Below are 17,797 nucleotides of genomic sequence, written 5' to 3'. Positions count from 1 at the left end.
TAGTTTAGTTGTTTTTTCTCTTTTTAATTTCGATAAACACAAAAGCACCTGCCGCAAGAATACCAACTGAAACCAATGCTACGATAGGAGTGTTGTCCCCTGTCTTAGGATTGTTCTTTGACGGTTTAGCCGTTGTTTTCGGTGTGGCTGTCGGCTTTGTTGTAGCTTTTGTCGATGAACTTGCTGTTGAGGTTGCTTTCGGTTTTGCGGTCGCAGTTGCAGTATACGGTGTGAATTTAGTTTCAGATTCAACCTTTATCTTTTCACCGTCTGTCAAATTTATAAGATATTCCTCAACCCCATTTGCAGATGAATTTTTATCCTTTAATGCGATTGTTGATTTTAATTCACCGTTTTCTGTGTAAACATGAACTTTTCCGTTACCTGTCATAGTATATCTGCCCGGGTCAATATCTTCACCGCAAATATATTCGCCCTGTGCCAATGTAACAACACCGTTTTTATCCTCTTTTACAGACGGATTAGTTGTTTCCTTTGCTGTTACTTCCGTTGTCGGTGCAGTTGTTTCTTTTGCAACTTCTTCTGTAGCCTTTGGTGTCTCGGCAGTCTCTGTTTTTTTCACGCTTGAAACAATGCTCCAATCAAGTTTTTCAGCATATTGTGCCGCGTCAGAATTTTTCAAGGACTTATTTACCGATACCGTTACATTTATAATTTTGTTTTCAGTATTCGCAGAACTGTTCATTGTTCCCAACGGAATATCTTTATATGTACCGTTATCCGTTTTAGAGTCGTCATTCGCATACGAATAAATAAGCTTATTGTTTGAATCCGTTACTTTTATATTATAATAATTCAAAGCGTTGTATTCGTCAGGTGACGGTGTTTTTAACGCCTCAGGTTTTACATCGTTTGACGTTTTTTCCGACATAGACAATCTCAATTTAAAATCTACCGGATCACCCTCTGCACTTTCGCTTGATATTGTAAGAGTCTGAACAACAGACGACTGTTTAGACAAATCGTCAAGTTTTGTCATCAACGGCTTTATCGATCTCACAGTTTCGCCCAACTGATCGGGTGCATATTCATATGTAACAGGGGTTGACTTACTGTCATTATTTTTTATAGATACGCTTGAATTTGGTGACGCAAATACAGATACCGACATACATATTGTCATAACTGCCGCAATCATACCCGAAAGCACTTTTTTCATAATTCTCGCTCCTTATATTTACTTTAATATTTTCTTCATACTACATATAGTATATCACATTCTTTTTTAATTGTCACTACTGTAATTGTTAATTTATTGTTACGAATATTGTTATATTCCGCATTTTATGGTATAATCAATTAAAACGAGGAGGTATAAAATGAGTTCAGATTCAAATTACGAAAAACTTTCCGATGAATTACAAAACAAAATAAATACAGAACTTTTTGACGGCAACGGTTTTAAGGATAACGCAATCCGACGTATTGACAAGGAACACGACAGAGCCACTCTTTGGCGGCCTGCGTTTGTGCGTGACGTTGAAAAAATTATGCACAGTCCGTATTACAACCGCTATGCCGACAAAACACAGGTATTTTCTTTCTATAAAAACGATGATATTTCGCACCGTGCTCTGCACGTTCAGCTTGTTTCAAGAATTGCGCGAAATATAGGCAGAATGCTTGGTCTTGACCTTGATTTAATAGAGGCTGTCGCACTCGGTCATGACATAGGTCACACACCGTTCGGTCACGCGGGCGAAAAATTCTTAAACGAATCATATCATGCAAATACAGGACGATATTTCAATCACAACGTACACAGTGTGCGTGTGCTTGATAAAATATTTAACCTCAACATCAGCCTTCAAACACTTGACGGAATACTTTGTCACAACGGTGAGTTCGAGTGCAAAGAATACCGTCCGTCAAAGCTTGATAATTTCAAGGATTTTGACGCAAAGGTTGAAGAATGTTATATTGACCAATCCGCAATAGACCGACTTGTACCGTCTACGCTTGAAGGTTGTGTTGTCAGAATTTCGGATATGATTGCTTATATCGGAAAAGACCGCCAAGACGCTATAAAAACCAAGCTGATTGACAGTGAAAGTGTTTTTGCCGAAAGTGAAATAGGCAAATACAATGCGGCTATTATAAATAATCTTATTGTAAATATCGTTGAAAACAGTTACGGCAAAGATTTTATACAACTTGACGAAAAGCACTATCAAGCACTAAAAAACAGTAAAAAAGACAATTTCCGCGTTATATATCAAAACAGCAAAATTTCTGACGTATACGACAAAACTATTGAACCGATGTTTGAGGAAATATACAATAAGTTGCTTTATGATTTAAAAAATGACATAAAATCATCGCCGATATTCAAACATCATATTGAATTAATCGACTACTCAAACAGATTTTCGGGATACGAATATACAAAAAACAGTGATTTTAATGATATTGTGACGGATTATATCGCAAGTATGACAGACGACTATTTTATCGACTTATATGAGTATTTATTTAATAAACAAGCACCCGTAAAATATATATCATACTTCGATAATGTTTAAAAATCAGAGATATTTTTAAAAAGATTTTATTTTTCTATTGAATTTTTACAATTAATAGTGTATAATATATTTAACATTGTTTGAATACAATGTTACGTTCATATACAATAACGCCACCGATAATAAAATCGGTGGCGTTATTGTTTTATCTTATTTTTTCCCAAGTTCTTTTGACTTATTCATACAACCTACCATTGCGTCAATGATACTGTTTCTGAACCCGTCTTTTTCAAGTATTGCAACTGCGTCTATTGTAGTTCCGGCAGGTGAGCAAACCATATCTTTCAATTCACCCGGGTGTTTGCCTGTTTCAAGTACCATCTTTGCACTTCCAAGTACTGCTTGTGCGGCGAATGTATATGCCTGACTTCTCGGCATACCGCCTATAACAGCTGCGTCTGCCATTGCCTCAATCATCATAAACACATAAGCAGGTGACGAACCGCTGACAGCCGTTACGGCGTCCATAAGATTTTCCGATACTACTTCACCTTTACCAAAGCTGTTAAACACGTTTACAACTACATCTGTTTCTTCTTTTGTAACATTGCTGTTCGGTGTCAATGCCGCCATTCCCTCGCCGACTAAAGCCGGTGTATTAGGCATTACACGCACAAGTTTAATATTATGTTCAAAAGCCTTTTCAATCGTTTCTATCGCCTGTCCTGCGACTATTGAAACGATTACTGTATTATCTGAAACACTGTTTTTGATTTCATCAATCACACCATATAAAAACTGCGGTTTTACACACAAAAACAATACATCAGCTTTATCTGCCGTTTCTTTATTGTCCGATGTCACTTTAACACCGTATTTTTCATTAATATTCTTTAATGCCTGCTCATTTTTATCCGAAACAATTACGTTTTCAGGACTTGCTATATCAGAATTAATAATTCCGCCGATTATAGCACCGCCCATATTTCCGCTGCCTATAAATCCAAAAATCATAATATCCTCCTGTATTTAAAAATTTTTATAAAAAATACCGGACGAAATATTTCGTCCGGTACTTAAACACGCAATTAAACCGGATATGTCTTATTTTCCATATCCACTAAATCTGCATCAATTTTATATTTCTGAGCACGTCTATATTCAAAGAATTTAACGGCAACTTGACCGAACAATGCATATGACAATACGTCTTCAGGCTGTTCAATCCATTCTGCACATTCTTTCTTCATCTGTTCAAGCTCAGGCTTTAATAGGTCAGCCGGACGACAAGTAATTCTCTTTTCGTCGCCGATAATCTTCTTAACGATTTCGTCAGAGATTTCAGCAGGGCACTTACCATATTCGCCTCTTACAAGACCTTTTGATTCCTTAGAAACCATTTTGTATCTTTCACCCATAAGCACGTTAAGTACTGCCTGTGTACCGACAATCTGTGATGACGGTGTAACAAGCGGAGGATAACCGAAGTCTGCACGAACACGAGGTACTTCTTTAAGCACTTCATCATATGCGTCTTCTCTGCCCTGTTGCTTAAGCTGTGATACAAGGTTTGAAAGCATACCGCCCGGAACTTGATACTTAAGAGTATTAACGTCAACACCCATAACCTTAGTGTTCATAAGACCGCTCTTAATGTATTCTTCTCTTAGCGGCTTGAAGTAGTCGCAGATTTCGATAAGCTTATCCAAATCGTAACCTGTATCGTACTCTGTACCTTGAAGAGCCGCAACCATAGGCTCTGTAGGCGGTTGTGATGTACCCATAGCCAACGGTGACATAGCACAGTCGATTACGTCTACACCTGCCTCAATAGCCTTTAGGTAAACCATTGAAGCCTCACCGCTTGTGTAGTGAGTATGAAGTTGAATAGGAATCTTAACTTCTTCTTTCATCATCTTTACAAGGTCATATGTTACATATGGTCTTAAAAGACCTGCCATATCCTTGATACAGATTGAGTCTGCACCCATTTCTTCAAGCTGCTTAGCCATTTTAACGAACTTTTCGTTTGTATGGAATTCACTTGTTGTGTAACAAACTGTAGCCTGTACATGACCTTTTTCTTTCTTACAAGCCTTGATAGCACATTCAAGGTTTCTGACGTCGTTAAGAGCGTCAAAAATTCTTAGTATATCAACACCGTTTGCGATTGACTTTTGAACAAAATATTCAACTATATCATCAGCATAGTGTCTGTAACCAAGTATGTTTTGTCCTCTGAAAAGCATTTGGATAGGGGTCTTTTTAGCTCTATCCTTAATCTTTCTCAATCTTTCCCAAGGATCCTCGTTAAGGAATCTTAGGCAGGCATCGAATGTAGCTCCTCCCCATGCCTCAAGCGAATGATAACCGATGTTATCAAGCTTTTCTACAATAGGAAGAATCTGCTCTGTTGTCATTCTTGTAGCAATAAGTGACTGATGAGCATCTCTTAGGACTGTTTCTGTAATTTCTACAGCTTTCTTTCCCTTTGCCATTTATATTTCACTCCTTTATTATCTGTTTAATTAAAGATTTCCGAACATTGCAAGGAATACACCTGCCGCAACGGCAGAACCGATAACTCCGGCAACGTTAGGACCCATAGCGTGCATCAAAAGGAAGTTAGAAGGATTTTCCTTCTGTCCTACTGTTTGAGATACACGGGCAGCCATAGGAACGGCTGAAACGCCGGCACTTCCGATAAGCGGATTAACCTTACCTTTTGTTACCCAGCACATAATATCACCCAAGAACAAGCCGCCTACTGTTGAGAAACAGAATGCGATAAGTCCAAGTACGATAATACCGATTGTCTGTGCTGATAGGAAGCTTGACGCTGTTGCAGTAGCACCTACTGTAACACCAAGGAACAAAGTTATGATATTCATAAGTTCGTTCTGTGCCATCTTTGTAAGTCTTTCAACAACGCCTGATTCTTTCATAAGGTTACCAAGCATTAGACAACCTACAAGTGACACTGCGTCAGGGATTATAAGTGCAACGATAATTGTAACGATGATTGGGAACAAGATTTTTTCTGTTTTTGAAACAGGTCTTAATTGTTCCATAACAATCATTCTGTCTTTTTTACGAGTCATAAGTTTCATAATAGGCGGTTGAATTACAGGAATCAATGCCATATATGAATATGCCGCAACGGCGATTGCCGGCAGCAATGCCGGTGCAAGTGATTTTGTAACGTAAATAGCCGTAGGACCGTCGGCACCACCGATGATACCTATTGATGCCGCTTCTTTGATACCGAAATTGATTGACGGTACAAGAGCGCTTAGAACAAGAGCACCTACAAATGTAAAGAATACACCGAACTGCGCAGCCGCACCAAGAAGAATACTCTTTGGATTGGCAATTAGCGGACCGAAGTCTGTCATACAACCGATACCGACGAAAATAAGCGGAGGATAAATACCAAGCTTAACTCCGAGATACAATAGGTCAAGCAGACCGCCATGCTGACAGATATATCCGACATTAATATATTTTCCGTCCGTCATATACTCCGGATTCGTAAAAAATTCCGTGTGCATCATAATAGCACTTGAATCCTTAATCATCGGTAAGTTTGACAAAAGCATACCGAACGCAATCGGAAGTAGCAATAACGGCTCGAATTTTTTTACTATTGCAAGATACAGAAGTACGCAAGCTATCGCAATCATTATAATTGTCTTAACGGCGTCAATGCCACCGCTTGAAATAAGTGCGTAAAGACCTGTATTCTGCAAAAAGTTTGCAAAACTTTCTAACACTTTATTGTCACCACTTTCTATAATTTAGTCGTGACTGTATTAGTTTACTGAAACTATTACGTCACCGCTGTTTACACTGTCACCTGCTGATACGCTGATACCTGCAACTGTTCCGTCTACACCGGCGAAAATTTCGTTTTCCATCTTCATTGCCTCAAGTACGGCAACAAGTGTTCCGGCCTCAACTTTATCACCAACGTTTACCTTTACAGATACGATTGTACCAGGCATTGGAGCAGTTACTTGCTTAGCACCTGCAACAGGAGCAGCTTTCGGTGCAGCCTTTGGAGCCGGTGCAGCTTTTGGTGCAGGAGCGGCTGTTTGAACAGGAGCCGGTGCAGGAGTTGATACTCCGCCTACTTCTTCTACGTCAACTTCGTATGATTTTCCATTTACTGAAATATTAAATTTTCTCATTTAGGTTTTGCCTCCTTTAGAATCTATTATTAATTGTTTCGGTTACACCCGCCTTATTCCAAGCAGGCATTTTATTGTCTGTTCTTCTGTATGACTTAATTCTTAGGTTATACGTTGAAGTATTTAGACTTGCGGCAACTGCGGCTGTCAATACTGCGATAAGTTCTTCTTCGTCTGTATCGTCTGCCGTTTCTTCCTCTACAGGTGCGGCTTGAGCCGGTGCTGCAGCAGGAGCTGCCTGTGTTTTAGGCTTTTTATAGAATATAACCTTGAAAAGCGAAAGCACTATCATAAGTATGATAAGTACGGCGAAAACTATTGCCAAACCTATAACTGTTGTTTGTCCTCCCATTGCCAACGCTTCACTTAATGACAGGTTCTGACCTGTCAATAATGCTTCTGAATACATACTAAAAATCTCCTTTCACAATTAAACAGGAAGATTTCCATGCTTTTTAGCCGGTCTTGAATCACGCTTTGATGCAAGCATTTCAAGTGCGGCGATTATTCTCGGTCTTGTTGAATCAGGTTCGATTACATCGTCAACATAACCACGCTTTGCAGCCTCGTAAGGTGATGCAAACTTATTTCTGTATTCCTGAATCTTTTCATTTCTTGTAGTAACAGGATCAGAGCTTTCCTTAATATCATTCTTGAAAATGATGTTAGCTGCACCTTCAGGACCCATAACAGCGATTTCTGCCGTCGGCCATGCCATTACTATATCAGCACCAAGATGTTTTGAATTCATTGCTATGTATGCACCGCCGTAAGCTTTTCTCAAGATTACGTTAATCTTTGGAACTGTAGCCTCTGAGAATGCGTAAAGCAACTTAGCACCGTGTCTGATAATACCGTTTTGTTCCTGTTCAACGCCAGGGAAATAACCCGGTACGTCTGTAAGAGTAACAAGAGGAATATTAAAGCTGTCGCAGAAACGTACAAATCTTGCTGCTTTGTCTGATGAGTTAACATCAAGTGAACCTGCCATAACCTTAGGCTGATTTGCAACGATACCGATAACCTGTCCGTTCATTCTTGCAAAACCTATTACAATATTCTTTGCAAAGCCTTCCTGTACTTCAAAGAAGTCGCCGTTATCAACAAGTTCGGCGATAACTTCCTTAACGTCATAAGCCTTACCCGAATCGTCAGGAACGATTGTTGTAAGTTTTTCTGAAAGACGATTAATTTCGTCATTTGTAGGTTCGTAAGGAGCCTCTTCAAGATTGTTTGCAGGTAAGTATGAAAGCAACTTTCTGATTTTTGCGATACATTCTTCGTCATTTGCCGCCTTAAAGTGTGCAACACCCGACTTTGAAGTATGTGTATCAGCGCCGCCAAGTTCTTCGCTTGTTACATTTTCACCTGTAACAGAACTGATTACCTGCGGACCTGTTATAAACATCTGACTTGTCTTTTCAACCATAAAGATAAAGTCTGTAATAGCCGGTGAATAAACAGCACCGCCTGCACATGGTCCCATAATTACAGAAATCTGAGGAATTACACCGCTGTTTACAGTGTTTCTGAAGAATATATCTCCGAAACCTGAAAGAGCGTCTATACCTTCTTGAATTCTTGCTCCGCCCGAATCGTTCATTCCGATTATCGGAGCACCCATCTTTGCCGCCATATCCATGACTTTGCAAATTTTCTTTGCGTGCATTTCTCCAAGTGAGCCACCGATTACTGTAAAGTCTTGAGCGTAAACGTAAACAAGACGTCCGTCAACCGTACCGTAACCTGTAACAACTCCTTCACCCGGAGCCTCAACACAATCCATACCGAACTCGGTACATCTGTGAGTTACAAAAGCATCAATTTCAACGAAACTGCCTTCATCCAAAAGAGCATTAATTCTCTCTCTTGCTGTCAGCTTTCCGGAATCATGCTGCTTTTTGATTTTTACTTCTCCGCCGCCGTTATTTATTACACTTCTGCGGTATTGAAGTTCAGTCAATTTATCAACTGTTCCCATGTTTTAACCTCCATTGTTTGTAGATTAGAGATAAATTTTAAAAAAATATACCTAAAGTATATTATACCTTAACCGCAATTTTTTTTCAATCATTTTTATTTCTTTTTTCACAAGTTAGCTTTCAAAAAATATCGACAAATATCCCCTTAAATTTGTATATGATACACAAAAGAGGCTGTTGACAAAATGTCAACAGCCTCTTTTTAAGAATTCATCAAATAATTTACTTCGTGACTTGTCAGATGACGCCATCTTCCAAGCGGAAGATTACCGAGTTCCACGTTGCCTATCTTAATTCTCTGCAAGCCGACAACCGTACAGCCGATTGCCGCAAACATTTTACGAACCTGTCTGTTTTTACCCTCGTGAATTGTTATTTTAATATATGTGTGTCCGTCTACCGCGTCAAGTATTTCAGCCTCCGCCGGTGATGTTTTGAAATCATCAATATAAACACCGTTTCTCAGCTTATTGATACCGCTTATCGTTATACCGCCCTTTATCGTTGCAATATAAGTCTTATCGGTATGGAACTTAGGGTGCGTGACTTTGTATGTGAAGTCACCGTCATTTGTAAGCAAAAGCAATCCCTCGGTTTCATAGTCAAGTCGTCCGACAGGAAAAATTCTTACGTCACCCAAATCTTCTTTTATAAGGTCAACAACAGTCGGTCGGTCAAATTGGTCTTTTGCGGTTGAAACATATCCGACAGGCTTATTAAGCATTATATAATACTTCTTGTTTTTAAGCTTTATCGGCTTATCGTCAACGGATACATTGTCTGCACCGATTTCGATTTTTACGCCTTGTTCCGTTATTTTCTTGCCGTTTACCTTAACTCTGCCCTCTTGTATCATAGTTTCTGCGGCACGTCTTGACGCAACACCGCTCATTGCTATATATTTTTGTAATCTTACTATCTCTCCCATTTTTTCTCCTTTCATTTATACCAACAATATTTTCGCAACTCTTATAAAACTGCTGAAAAAACTGTTTTTCAATCTTATATTGCTTACTCCGTAAATATCGTTTTCCGAAATAATATCAACTTCACCGATGCTCACTCCGTCACACACAATTTCAAGCCACCCCACTTTTTCGCCTTGATTTATAGGTGCTTGTAAGTCATTTGATATATGCGATATAACTTCTACCTGCGTTTTCTGATGTTCTTTAAACGGTATTGTAAAGTCACTCGCCGCAACCATTGAATAATCTTTTCCGTCAATATTCGTAACCTTTACTGTATCGCCCTGCTCTATAAGTTTTTTCGGATAATGTTCCGAAAATGCGTAATCAAGCATTTTCGCGTGGTCATTCCAATCGTTCGGATCATTCAAAGTCACCGCTATAAACTCCATTCCGTCCCTCTGTGCAGACGATACAAGACATCTGCCCGTTGACTTTGTAAAGCCTGTTTTTATGCCGTTTGCTCCCTCATACAGACTTAGCATTTTATTGTGGTTTGAAAAATAAAGTATTTCATCTGAATTTAATGCCTGTACTTGCGCAGTCTGCGTTGCGACTATTTCCCGAAACTGCGGCAGCGTCATTGCATATCTTGCAATAAGTGCAAGATTGTAAACCGTTGTGTAATGTTCCGGATTGTCAAGTCCGCTCGGATTCATAAAATGCGTATTGCCGAGTCCGAGTTCTTCCGCTTTTTCATTCATCAGCTCCGCAAATGATTCCTCACTTCCCGCCACATGTTCGGCTATCGCTACCGCCGCGTCATTTCCGGAATTAAGCATTAAACCGTAAAGCAAATCTTTCATATAATATTGATTTCCCTCAGATATGTATGCCGCCGAACCCTCTTGATTTGCCGCCGTCGCACTCACACCAACAATTTCGTCCATATTACAACGTTCAATAGCAACAATGGCTGTCATTATTTTAGTTGTGCTTGCCATTGCATGTTTTTGGTTCATATTTTTTGAAAATACAACATCACCCGTCAACGCATTTATAACGCACGCACACTCGGCAGATTCCGCCATTGCAAAAGCACTTAACTGTGAAAAAGTAATTATAGTCATAATAACAAGTGCCAAAATTTTTTTCATTAAAAAACATCTCCACAAAAAATATTTATTTTAATTGACAAAACTCTTTTTTATTGGTATAATAAATCACGTTAATGCGAGGGTGGCGGAATAGGCAGACGCGCACGTTTGAGGGGCGTGTGGTTTAACCGTGCCGGTTCAAGTCCGGTCCCTCGCACCATTTTTTTAGATTAATTAATAATATATATTCTATCATATAAAATTATATTTATCAACAGCAAAAAAACTTTTTAAAAAAACTGTTGACAAAAGTTAGATTATATGGTATTATATCATTTGTCAGTTATCGTTGCGGATTTGTGTAAAGGTAGCACTAACGACTCTGACTCGTTCTGTCCGGGTTCGAATCCTGGATCCGCAGCCACAAAAAAAGTTATCCTTTATGGATAACTTTTTTATTTTTATTCAAATACACATTCGCCCATATTCTCTGACGGACAGCCCTCTATTACTTCCGCAACAGCGCTTGAATGTGTTATTAAAATAATTTTCGCACACGCACATTCGCCTATTTTATCATATAAACGTCCCGCACTGTATGTACCAGAATAAACCGTATATGTACTGTTTGCGATGTAACCGACTGTACCGATATACGGCAGTTGTGCTCTTATCGCCTCGTCATCATATTTGTTATCATATTCCTTTTTCAATTTTATTACCGCTCCGACTTTGAACGGCTTCGTTCCGTAATAATGAGCAAGTCCCGTTATTGTGACTAAAACCGAATTTTTCATTTCTCCCATCTCCTTTTCTACTTAAATTATACATTCACCTATGTCCAAAAAACTGTACAAAAAAACTCTGACCGCCATTTTTTTGACTGTCAGAGTTTATATTATTTATTCTTCAAATATAGCCTTTGCAAAATCATCGCTGTTAAATTCCTGCAAGTCGTCGATACCTTCACCGACGCCGACAAATTTAACCGGAACATTCTGTTCTTTTGCTATTGATATTACAATACCGCCTTTTGCCGTACCGTCAAGCTTTGTAAGGATAATTCCCGTAATATCCGCCGCCTCGGAGAATAATTTTGCCTGACTTACCGCATTTTGACCTGTTGTCGCGTCAAGGACAAGCAATGTTTCTCTTGCCGAATCAGGCAGTTCACGTTCAATTACACGGTTAATCTTCGCAAGCTCCGCCATAAGATTTTTCTTATTATGAAGTCTGCCGGCTGTATCACATATAAGAATATCAGCACCACGCGCCTTTGCCGCCGTACAAGCGTCAAACACAACTGCCGCCGGATCACTGTTTTCTTGGTGCTTGATTATATCACAACCGCTTCTCTGCGCCCATATGTCAAGCTGGTCTATCGCCGCCGCTCTGAATGTGTCAGCCGCCGCAAGAAGTACCTTTTTACCCATCGACTTATAATGTGATGCGATTTTTCCGATACTTGTTGTTTTTCCGACACCGTTTACGCCAATCACCAAAATAACAGACGGTGTTGTTGACGTATTCACCGTTGTATCAAGCGCACTGAGTATTTCGCTTATTATGCTCTTTAATTCCTCTTTTACAAGGTTTCCGTCTGTGATATGCTTGTGTTTAACATTATCACGAAGTTTTTCAATAATGTATGTTGAAGTTTCTACACCTATATCTGCCATAATAAGTGCCTCTTCAAGATTTTCAAAAAGTTCGTCGTCAACTTTTACGAACACACTGAATACATTATTAACTTGTTTTGCGATTGATTCACGGGTTTTTGTCAAACCGTTTTTTAACTTATCAAAGAATCCCATATACTACTCCTAACTGACCATATCGTCTGCGACATCATCTATATGAAGTGACAACAACTTAGAAACGCCTTTTTCCTGCATTGTTACGCCGTATAAAATATTTGCCGCCTCCATTGTACCACGTCTGTGAGTGATAACAATGAATTGTGTCTGTTCAATATAATTTTTTAAATATGTTGCAAATCTCGAAACGTTTACATCGTCAAGTGCCGCGTCAATCTCGTCCAAAATACAGAACGGAGCCGGCTTTACTCGAAGTATTGCAAACAGAAGTGCAATAGCAATAAACGACTTTTCACCGCCCGAATACAGATTGATATTCTGCGAACCTTTACCCGGAAGCTGTGCGATAATTTCAATACCGCTTTCAAGAACATTGCTTGGGTCAGACAAAGTCAATTCACCTTTACCGCCTCCGAAAAGTTCACTGAACACCAGACTAAAACTCTCATTGATTTCCTGAAATTGTTTCCCGAAATGCTCTTTCATCAATTCTTCCATTGACTCTATTATTCCGTTAAGTTCGTTTTTCGACTTTTCAAGATCGCTCTTTTGCTCTGTCAAGAACACAAACCTCTCCTCTACCGCTTTATATTCTTCGATAGAATCGACGTTTACACTGCCGAGTGATTTTATCTGCGACTTCAATTCCGACAACCTTGCAAACGATTCTTTCTCATTTTCAACTTCTGTCTTAATTTCGCACGCACTGTTATAAGTCAGTTCGTAGTCCTCCCACAATCTGCCTATAATATTTTCAATATCGTTATTGAGTTTTTCACGTCTGTTTTCAAGTCTTGAAAGTTCCTGTTGCAAGTTCAGCAATTTATCCGTTAAATCCTTATTTGAATTTTGGATATTTTGAAGTGACGTTGAAATATCGCTTTTCTTCTTCTGAATACTCTCGATATAATCATTTATATCCGCCGTACTCTTTGCGATTTCTTCCGTCAGCTTGTTTTTGTCCTCAATCTGCTGTTTTAAACTTTCGTTTTCAGCACATATTCTTGTTTTATCCTGCTCTTTTTGTGCTATATCTTTTACGGAATTTGCAATATCATTCTTCTTTGTTTCAATATCTTTTTCGATAACTTTAATGTCCCTTTGCATATCTGCAAGCTTCATTGTGTTATCCATCAAGCTTTGTGACTTCTCGTCTTTTTCCTCTGAAATTCGATTAAATTCTTCATTCAGTTTTTCCGCTTTGCTCTGTAAGTCATTACTTTCCTTTTCAAGATTTCTGACATTCTGCAAAAGCTCGGCAATATCATCCGAAGATTCCGACAGTTGCTTTTCAATCTGTTCAAGCTCTGCTTTATAGTTTTTCTCTGTATTACTTCCCGATTCAATCTTTTCTTCAAGATGTTTTTGCGTATTTTCCAGACGAAGTATCTCGTCCTCATACTCTCTCACAAGCGGAACATATGACGACAACTGATTATTTATAGTTCTCATATCATTTTCAATCTGCTGTTTTTTGTCACCAAACTCTTTTATTTTAACTGACAAATCGTTTAATTCCGATGTAAGCGTTTTTATTTCAGTAGCTCTCGACAAAAATCCACTTTGCTTATTTACACTACCGCCCGACATCGAACCGCCTGCGTTCAATATTTCGCCCTCAAGTGTTACAACTCTGAATTTGTATCCGAAATGTCGGCTCATAGCAATGGCATTATCTACATTATCAACCACAACAACTCTGCCGAGCAAGCTTTTTATAATACCGTCGTACTTACTGTTATACTTTATAAGTTTACTTCCAAGTCCGATAAAGCCTTTTTGCTTACTTATTTCGCCAACATTATCAAGTTCTCTTCCTTTTACAGCCGACACCGGCAAAAATGTTGCACGACCTGCATTATTTCTGCGAAGATAATTAATCGCCGTCTTTGCGTCCTCTTCGCTCTCTACTATAATATTCTGCAACGCTCCGCCAAGTGCGATTTCAATAGCCGTAACGTATTCCTTTTTTACGTCCACAAGTCCCGATACAGTACCGTAAATTCTGATTTTTTTCAGTTCTTCGGCTTTAAGCACCGCCTTTACGCTCTTTGAATATCCGGCATAATCGTTTTCCATACCCTCAAGAATTTTCTTCTTTGAAGATTTTGAATTATACTCGACATTCATATTGTTAAGACTTGATGTAAGTTTATCGTTTTCGGATTTTAACTTATTTATGTTTTCGTTATGGCGGTTTATGGTTTCTTTCATTTTGCCGCACTTTTCAGACTTTTCCGATATTTCCTTTTTGCAGTTTTCTATCTCCTGTTTTGTGTTTGAAACGCCCTCGTTAAAGGTCTTTATTTCGGTTTCAACCACTTCTCGTCGTTCTATAAAACTGCTCCTCAAATTTTCAACACCGTTTATTTGTGCACGCTTTGTCGCAATCAAATTCTGCTTTTCGATAATATCGCCCTGCAGACTGTCGATTTCTTTTGAAAGAGTATCTTTCTGCTTTGCAATTTCATCCTGTTCCTCTTTCATAGAATCGAACGCAGTAAGCATTTCTTCAGCATCTTTATTCTTTTCTTCAATCTCTGCCTTTTGCTTTTCTATACTGTTTTCGCGTTCAATATTTTTATCTTTTATGCTTTGAATTTCGTTATCAATTCTTTTAAGCATAAGCTCATTATTCTTTATGTTGTTTTCAAATAAAGAAATATGATTTTTGGTTTCCATATTCTTTGACTCAGCCTCACGAAGAAGTTTGTTCTGTTCCGCTATTTCGGTATCGGCTTGTTCACTTTCATTATAAAGCGATGTGATTTTTTGTTCTGTTTCCGATTCCGTTGCTCTGAGCTCGGCAAGTTCTTCTTCAACACTGTTATAAAGCCTGTCTGCCTCTTTGGCGGCAAGTCGGTTTTTGTCTATCGTTATAATGCTTAAATTTACGTCAAGTCCTTTATATTCTTCATAGTATGTCAAATACTTTCTCGCTTTTTCCGACTGACGTTTAAGAGGTCCTCGCTGACCTTCAAGTTCAGTCGTTATATCGGAAATTCTTACAAGGTTTTCTTCAACACCCTTTAGCTTTCGTTCCGCCTCTTCACGTCTGTACTTGTATTTTGATATACCTGCAGCCTCCTCAAACAGACTTCTTCTGTCCTCGGCTTTGGTTGACAATATCTGCGACACATTACCCTGTCCGATAATAGAATAACCGTCACGTCCAAGACCCGTATCCATAAACAGCTCATGTATATCTTTCAAACGACAGTTTGAGCGATTAATCTGATACACACTTTCACCGCTTCTGAAAAGTCGTCTTGTTACAACAACTTCATCATAATTTATATCAAACAAATGACTGCTGTTATCAAGTACAAGACTCACTTCCGCAAAATTGACAGGCTTTCTCGTTTCTGTACCTGCAAAAATGACATCTTGCATATTAGAACCTCTGAGAGATTTTGCACTCATTTCACCGATAACCCAACGAATAGCGTCGGAAATATTACTTTTTCCGCTGCCGTTCGGACCTACGACCGCCGTTGAGCCTTCGACAAATTCAAGAATTGTTTTATCGGCAAACGATTTAAAACCTTGCAGTTCAAGTCTTTTTAATAGCAAGTACATCTCACCTCTCTTTTTCCCAAATTTTCATCTGTACATATCTTTACATCAATATTTTTCTCTTGTTTTAATTTAATTATATTGCAACGCTTATTACCGACCGCTTTTGAAACTTCTCTCGGATTTACATAAACATCTGCTCTTTTACAGTCGTCTTTCAATTTACCGCATATAATGTCATAATAAATACTGCTTTCGACAAGTTCACGAAATGAGCTGTGTACAGGTCCTGCAACAACAGAACCGTTCTCGCTTATTTCATCGGTTGACTGCAAACCCACTCTTATAACGGTTATACTATTCTTTTCAAATTTCAATAAAAGCTGTTTGGCAAGATTAACCGCCTCATCAACCGACTGCGGTTTATATTTACCCGTCAAATACATTTTTTCAAGGAATGTGTCCTTTATGGTAAGCGTCGGATATATGCGTACAATATCAGGTTTCAGCTTTATTATTTCGTCTGCCGTATAAAGCGATTTTTCATCGGTATCCCCCGGCAAGCCTGTCATCATCTGAAGTCCGAGTGTGAACGGATATTCCTTTATCAGCTTTACCGCATTTATGACATCTTCTCTTGTGTGTCCCCTGTTTGACGATTTCAAAACACTGTCGTCCATAGACTGTACACCGAGTTCAATCGTTGTAACTCCGTATTTAAGCAAATTGTCAAGTATTTCTTTGTCTATATAATCGGGTCTGGTTGAAAGACGTATTCCGTCAATATCTCCTTTTTTAAGATATTCATTCGCGGCGGCTAAAAGTTCGCTTTGTTCGTTAATCGGTATACCGGTAAAACTGCCGCCGAAAAACGCCGCCTCGATACGTCTGTTTTTACTCGGTAATGTTTGAAGATATTCACCTATAATATTATGAACATCATCAGCCTTGACTTCTTTTTGTGTCCCCGTTATACGTTTTTGATTGCAAAAAACACAATCAAACGGACAACCTCTGTGCGGTACAAATATCGGTATATTATACGTTTTCATAGTCACTGTACTTTTCCCATTGATTTAAGCAAAGTATGTGCCGCATTTTGTTCAGCCTCTTTTTTGCTGTGACCTGTTCCTTTATTTTTAGGAACATCATCGACAAGCACTTCAACTTCAAACACTTTGTTGTGGTCCAAACCAGATTCGCCGATTGTTCTGTATGTGACTTTGCCCTGTGTACCTTTTTGAAGTGCCTCTTGCAGCATTGTTTTATAGTCGGCATATCCGTGACCTGTCACAACTTCGTTAATCGCCTCACGCATAAGGTCGATTACCCATTTTCTTGCCGTTTCCATACCGCCGTCAAGATAAATTGCCGCCAAAACCGCCTCAAATGCGTCCGAAACGATAGACGCTCTCTGACGTCCGCCTGTCATTTCTTCACCCTTACCGAGCAATATAAATTTGCTAAGCGAAATTTTCTTAGATATTTCGTTAAGCGACTGTTCGCAGACAAGCGTTGCACGATATTTTGAAAGCCAACCCTCGTCAACATTCGGCAAACGTCTGAATATATAGTCACTGATTATAACACTCAAAACAGAATCGCCCAAAAATTCAAGACGTTCGTTATTTTCTTTTTTACACTCATTCGCATATGAGCTGTGCGTAAGTGCCGTTTCTAAAAGATTAACATTTTTAAATGTGTAACCGATTTTCTCTTGTACGTTTTTCATAACAGCTTTCCTTTCTCTGTACATACACTGCTCTAAAGAGTGAACCGTTCACCGCTTAGAGCAATCCACATA

The 17,797-nt window shown here is 38.9% G+C and carries 15 protein-coding genes and 2 tRNA genes; 3 read left to right on the top strand and 14 right to left on the bottom strand.

All coding sequences use genetic code 11. The features are described from left to right. Nucleotides 1-4: 4 nt before the first annotated feature. Entirely contained in the window at nucleotides 5-1,180 is a 1,176-nt protein-coding gene (locus ACSAMO_RS12685) for a hypothetical protein (protein ID WP_412615677.1), read from the bottom strand. Between the two features lie 160 nt (nucleotides 1,181-1,340). Between ACSAMO_RS12685 and ACSAMO_RS12680 the strand changes: the two genes are divergently transcribed. Continuing rightward, complete coding sequence (locus ACSAMO_RS12680; protein ID WP_022228759.1) at nucleotides 1,341-2,543, top strand: deoxyguanosinetriphosphate triphosphohydrolase family protein; 1,203 nt, start codon at nucleotides 1,341-1,343, stop codon at nucleotides 2,541-2,543. Between the two features lie 150 nt (nucleotides 2,544-2,693). On the opposite strand, the gene proC is transcribed toward ACSAMO_RS12680, so the two are convergent. The 8 genes from proC to ACSAMO_RS12640 all read right to left on the bottom strand — a co-directional run bounded on the left by proC (nucleotide 2,694) and on the right by ACSAMO_RS12640 (nucleotide 10,720). After that, entirely contained in the window at nucleotides 2,694-3,497 is an 804-nt protein-coding gene (gene proC / locus ACSAMO_RS12675; RefSeq protein WP_022228758.1) for a pyrroline-5-carboxylate reductase, read from the bottom strand. Nucleotides 3,498-3,571: 74 nt separating this feature from the next. Next, a complete protein-coding gene (locus ACSAMO_RS12670; protein WP_022228757.1) occupies nucleotides 3,572-4,981 on the bottom strand; it encodes an oxaloacetate decarboxylase subunit alpha in 1,410 nt (469 codons plus the stop codon). Between the two features lie 30 nt (nucleotides 4,982-5,011). Then, nucleotides 5,012-6,166 (bottom strand): sodium ion-translocating decarboxylase subunit beta, encoded by a 1,155-nt coding sequence (locus tag ACSAMO_RS12665; protein ID WP_117965841.1) that lies wholly within the window; start codon nucleotides 6,164-6,166, stop codon nucleotides 5,012-5,014. A 129-nt stretch (nucleotides 6,167-6,295) separates the two neighbouring features. Next, nucleotides 6,296-6,673 carry a biotin/lipoyl-containing protein gene (locus ACSAMO_RS12660; protein ID WP_022228755.1) on the bottom strand — a complete coding sequence of 126 codons (378 nt, stop codon included), beginning with the start codon at nucleotides 6,671-6,673 and terminating at the stop codon, nucleotides 6,296-6,298. A gap of 16 nt (nucleotides 6,674-6,689) precedes the next feature. Then, complete coding sequence (locus ACSAMO_RS12655; RefSeq protein WP_117965807.1) at nucleotides 6,690-7,082, bottom strand: OadG family protein; 393 nt, start codon at nucleotides 7,080-7,082, stop codon at nucleotides 6,690-6,692. 21 nt (nucleotides 7,083-7,103) lie between these two features. Further along, nucleotides 7,104-8,654, bottom strand: coding sequence for an acyl-CoA carboxylase subunit beta (locus ACSAMO_RS12650; protein ID WP_022228753.1), 1,551 nt, complete (start codon nucleotides 8,652-8,654; stop codon nucleotides 7,104-7,106). Between the two features lie 203 nt (nucleotides 8,655-8,857). Beyond that, nucleotides 8,858-9,583, bottom strand: coding sequence for a pseudouridine synthase (locus tag ACSAMO_RS12645; RefSeq protein ID WP_022228752.1), 726 nt, complete (start codon nucleotides 9,581-9,583; stop codon nucleotides 8,858-8,860). Nucleotides 9,584-9,598: 15 nt separating this feature from the next. Then, on the bottom strand, nucleotides 9,599-10,720 hold the full coding sequence (locus ACSAMO_RS12640) for a D-alanyl-D-alanine carboxypeptidase family protein (protein ID WP_499209441.1): 1,122 nt from the start codon (nucleotides 10,718-10,720) through the stop codon (nucleotides 9,599-9,601). Nucleotides 10,721-10,796: 76 nt separating this feature from the next. On the opposite strand from ACSAMO_RS12640, the gene ACSAMO_RS12635 reads away from it, so the two are divergent. Continuing rightward, nucleotides 10,797-10,880, top strand: a tRNA-Leu gene (locus ACSAMO_RS12635). 130 nt (nucleotides 10,881-11,010) lie between these two features. Next, nucleotides 11,011-11,084 (top strand) — tRNA-Gln (locus ACSAMO_RS12630). Nucleotides 11,085-11,121: 37 nt separating this feature from the next. Here ACSAMO_RS12630 and ACSAMO_RS12625 read toward each other — a convergent pair. The 5 genes from ACSAMO_RS12625 to rnc all read right to left on the bottom strand — a co-directional run bounded on the left by ACSAMO_RS12625 (nucleotide 11,122) and on the right by rnc (nucleotide 17,725). Next, the gene (locus ACSAMO_RS12625) at nucleotides 11,122-11,457 is read right to left on the bottom strand and encodes an HIRAN domain-containing protein (protein ID WP_337869172.1); all 336 of its coding nucleotides are present in this window, start codon (nucleotides 11,455-11,457) and stop codon (nucleotides 11,122-11,124) included. 105 nt (nucleotides 11,458-11,562) lie between these two features. Further along, on the bottom strand, nucleotides 11,563-12,474 hold the full coding sequence (ftsY, locus tag ACSAMO_RS12620; RefSeq protein WP_117965819.1) for a signal recognition particle-docking protein FtsY: 912 nt from the start codon (nucleotides 12,472-12,474) through the stop codon (nucleotides 11,563-11,565). Between the two features lie 9 nt (nucleotides 12,475-12,483). Then, on the bottom strand, nucleotides 12,484-16,056 hold the full coding sequence (gene smc / locus ACSAMO_RS12615) for a chromosome segregation protein SMC (RefSeq protein WP_337869170.1): 3,573 nt from the start codon (nucleotides 16,054-16,056) through the stop codon (nucleotides 12,484-12,486). After that, entirely contained in the window at nucleotides 16,041-17,045 is a 1,005-nt protein-coding gene (locus tag ACSAMO_RS12610) for an elongator complex protein 3 (protein WP_499209440.1), read from the bottom strand. The genes smc and ACSAMO_RS12610 overlap by 16 nt, the downstream gene beginning before the upstream one ends. A 2-nt stretch (nucleotides 17,046-17,047) precedes the next feature. After that, nucleotides 17,048-17,725, bottom strand: a complete 678-nt coding sequence (rnc, locus tag ACSAMO_RS12605) for a ribonuclease III (RefSeq protein ID WP_412578111.1) — start codon at nucleotides 17,723-17,725, stop codon at nucleotides 17,048-17,050. Nucleotides 17,726-17,797 lie beyond the last annotated feature (72 nt).

The organism is Ructibacterium sp. SJQ-7 (assembly GCF_054696575.1).
Note: the sequence above shows the minus strand (reverse complement) of the source record. Positions and strands in the feature narration are given on the sequence as shown.

Excerpts from the sequence above, each read along its gene's own strand:
- ACSAMO_RS12665 (WP_117965841.1), bottom strand. The coding sequence starts at position 6,166 with ATGATTGCGATAGCTTGCGTACTTCTGTATCTTGCAATAGTAAAAAAA.
- ACSAMO_RS12645 (WP_022228752.1), bottom strand. The coding sequence starts at position 9,583 with ATGGGAGAGATAGTAAGATTACAAAAATATATAGCAATGAGCGGTGTT.
- ACSAMO_RS12640 (WP_499209441.1), bottom strand. The coding sequence starts at position 10,720 with ATGAAAAAAATTTTGGCACTTGTTATTATGACTATAATTACTTTTTCA.
- rnc (WP_412578111.1), bottom strand. The coding sequence starts at position 17,725 with ATGAAAAACGTACAAGAGAAAATCGGTTACACATTTAAAAATGTTAAT.
- smc (WP_337869170.1), bottom strand. The coding sequence starts at position 16,056 with ATGTACTTGCTATTAAAAAGACTTGAACTGCAAGGTTTTAAATCGTTT.
- ACSAMO_RS12625 (WP_337869172.1), bottom strand. The coding sequence starts at position 11,457 with ATGAAAAATTCGGTTTTAGTCACAATAACGGGACTTGCTCATTATTAC.
- ACSAMO_RS12680 (WP_022228759.1), top strand. The coding sequence starts at position 1,341 with ATGAGTTCAGATTCAAATTACGAAAAACTTTCCGATGAATTACAAAAC.
- ACSAMO_RS12660 (WP_022228755.1), bottom strand. The coding sequence starts at position 6,673 with ATGAGAAAATTTAATATTTCAGTAAATGGAAAATCATACGAAGTTGAC.
- ACSAMO_RS12655 (WP_117965807.1), bottom strand. The coding sequence starts at position 7,082 with ATGTATTCAGAAGCATTATTGACAGGTCAGAACCTGTCATTAAGTGAA.
- ACSAMO_RS12650 (WP_022228753.1), bottom strand. The coding sequence starts at position 8,654 with ATGGGAACAGTTGATAAATTGACTGAACTTCAATACCGCAGAAGTGTA.
- proC (WP_022228758.1), bottom strand. The coding sequence starts at position 3,497 with ATGATTTTTGGATTTATAGGCAGCGGAAATATGGGCGGTGCTATAATC.
- ftsY (WP_117965819.1), bottom strand. The coding sequence starts at position 12,474 with ATGGGATTCTTTGATAAGTTAAAAAACGGTTTGACAAAAACCCGTGAA.
- ACSAMO_RS12670 (WP_022228757.1), bottom strand. The coding sequence starts at position 4,981 with ATGGCAAAGGGAAAGAAAGCTGTAGAAATTACAGAAACAGTCCTAAGA.
- ACSAMO_RS12610 (WP_499209440.1), bottom strand. The coding sequence starts at position 17,045 with ATGAAAACGTATAATATACCGATATTTGTACCGCACAGAGGTTGTCCG.
- ACSAMO_RS12685 (WP_412615677.1), bottom strand. The coding sequence starts at position 1,180 with ATGAAAAAAGTGCTTTCGGGTATGATTGCGGCAGTTATGACAATATGT.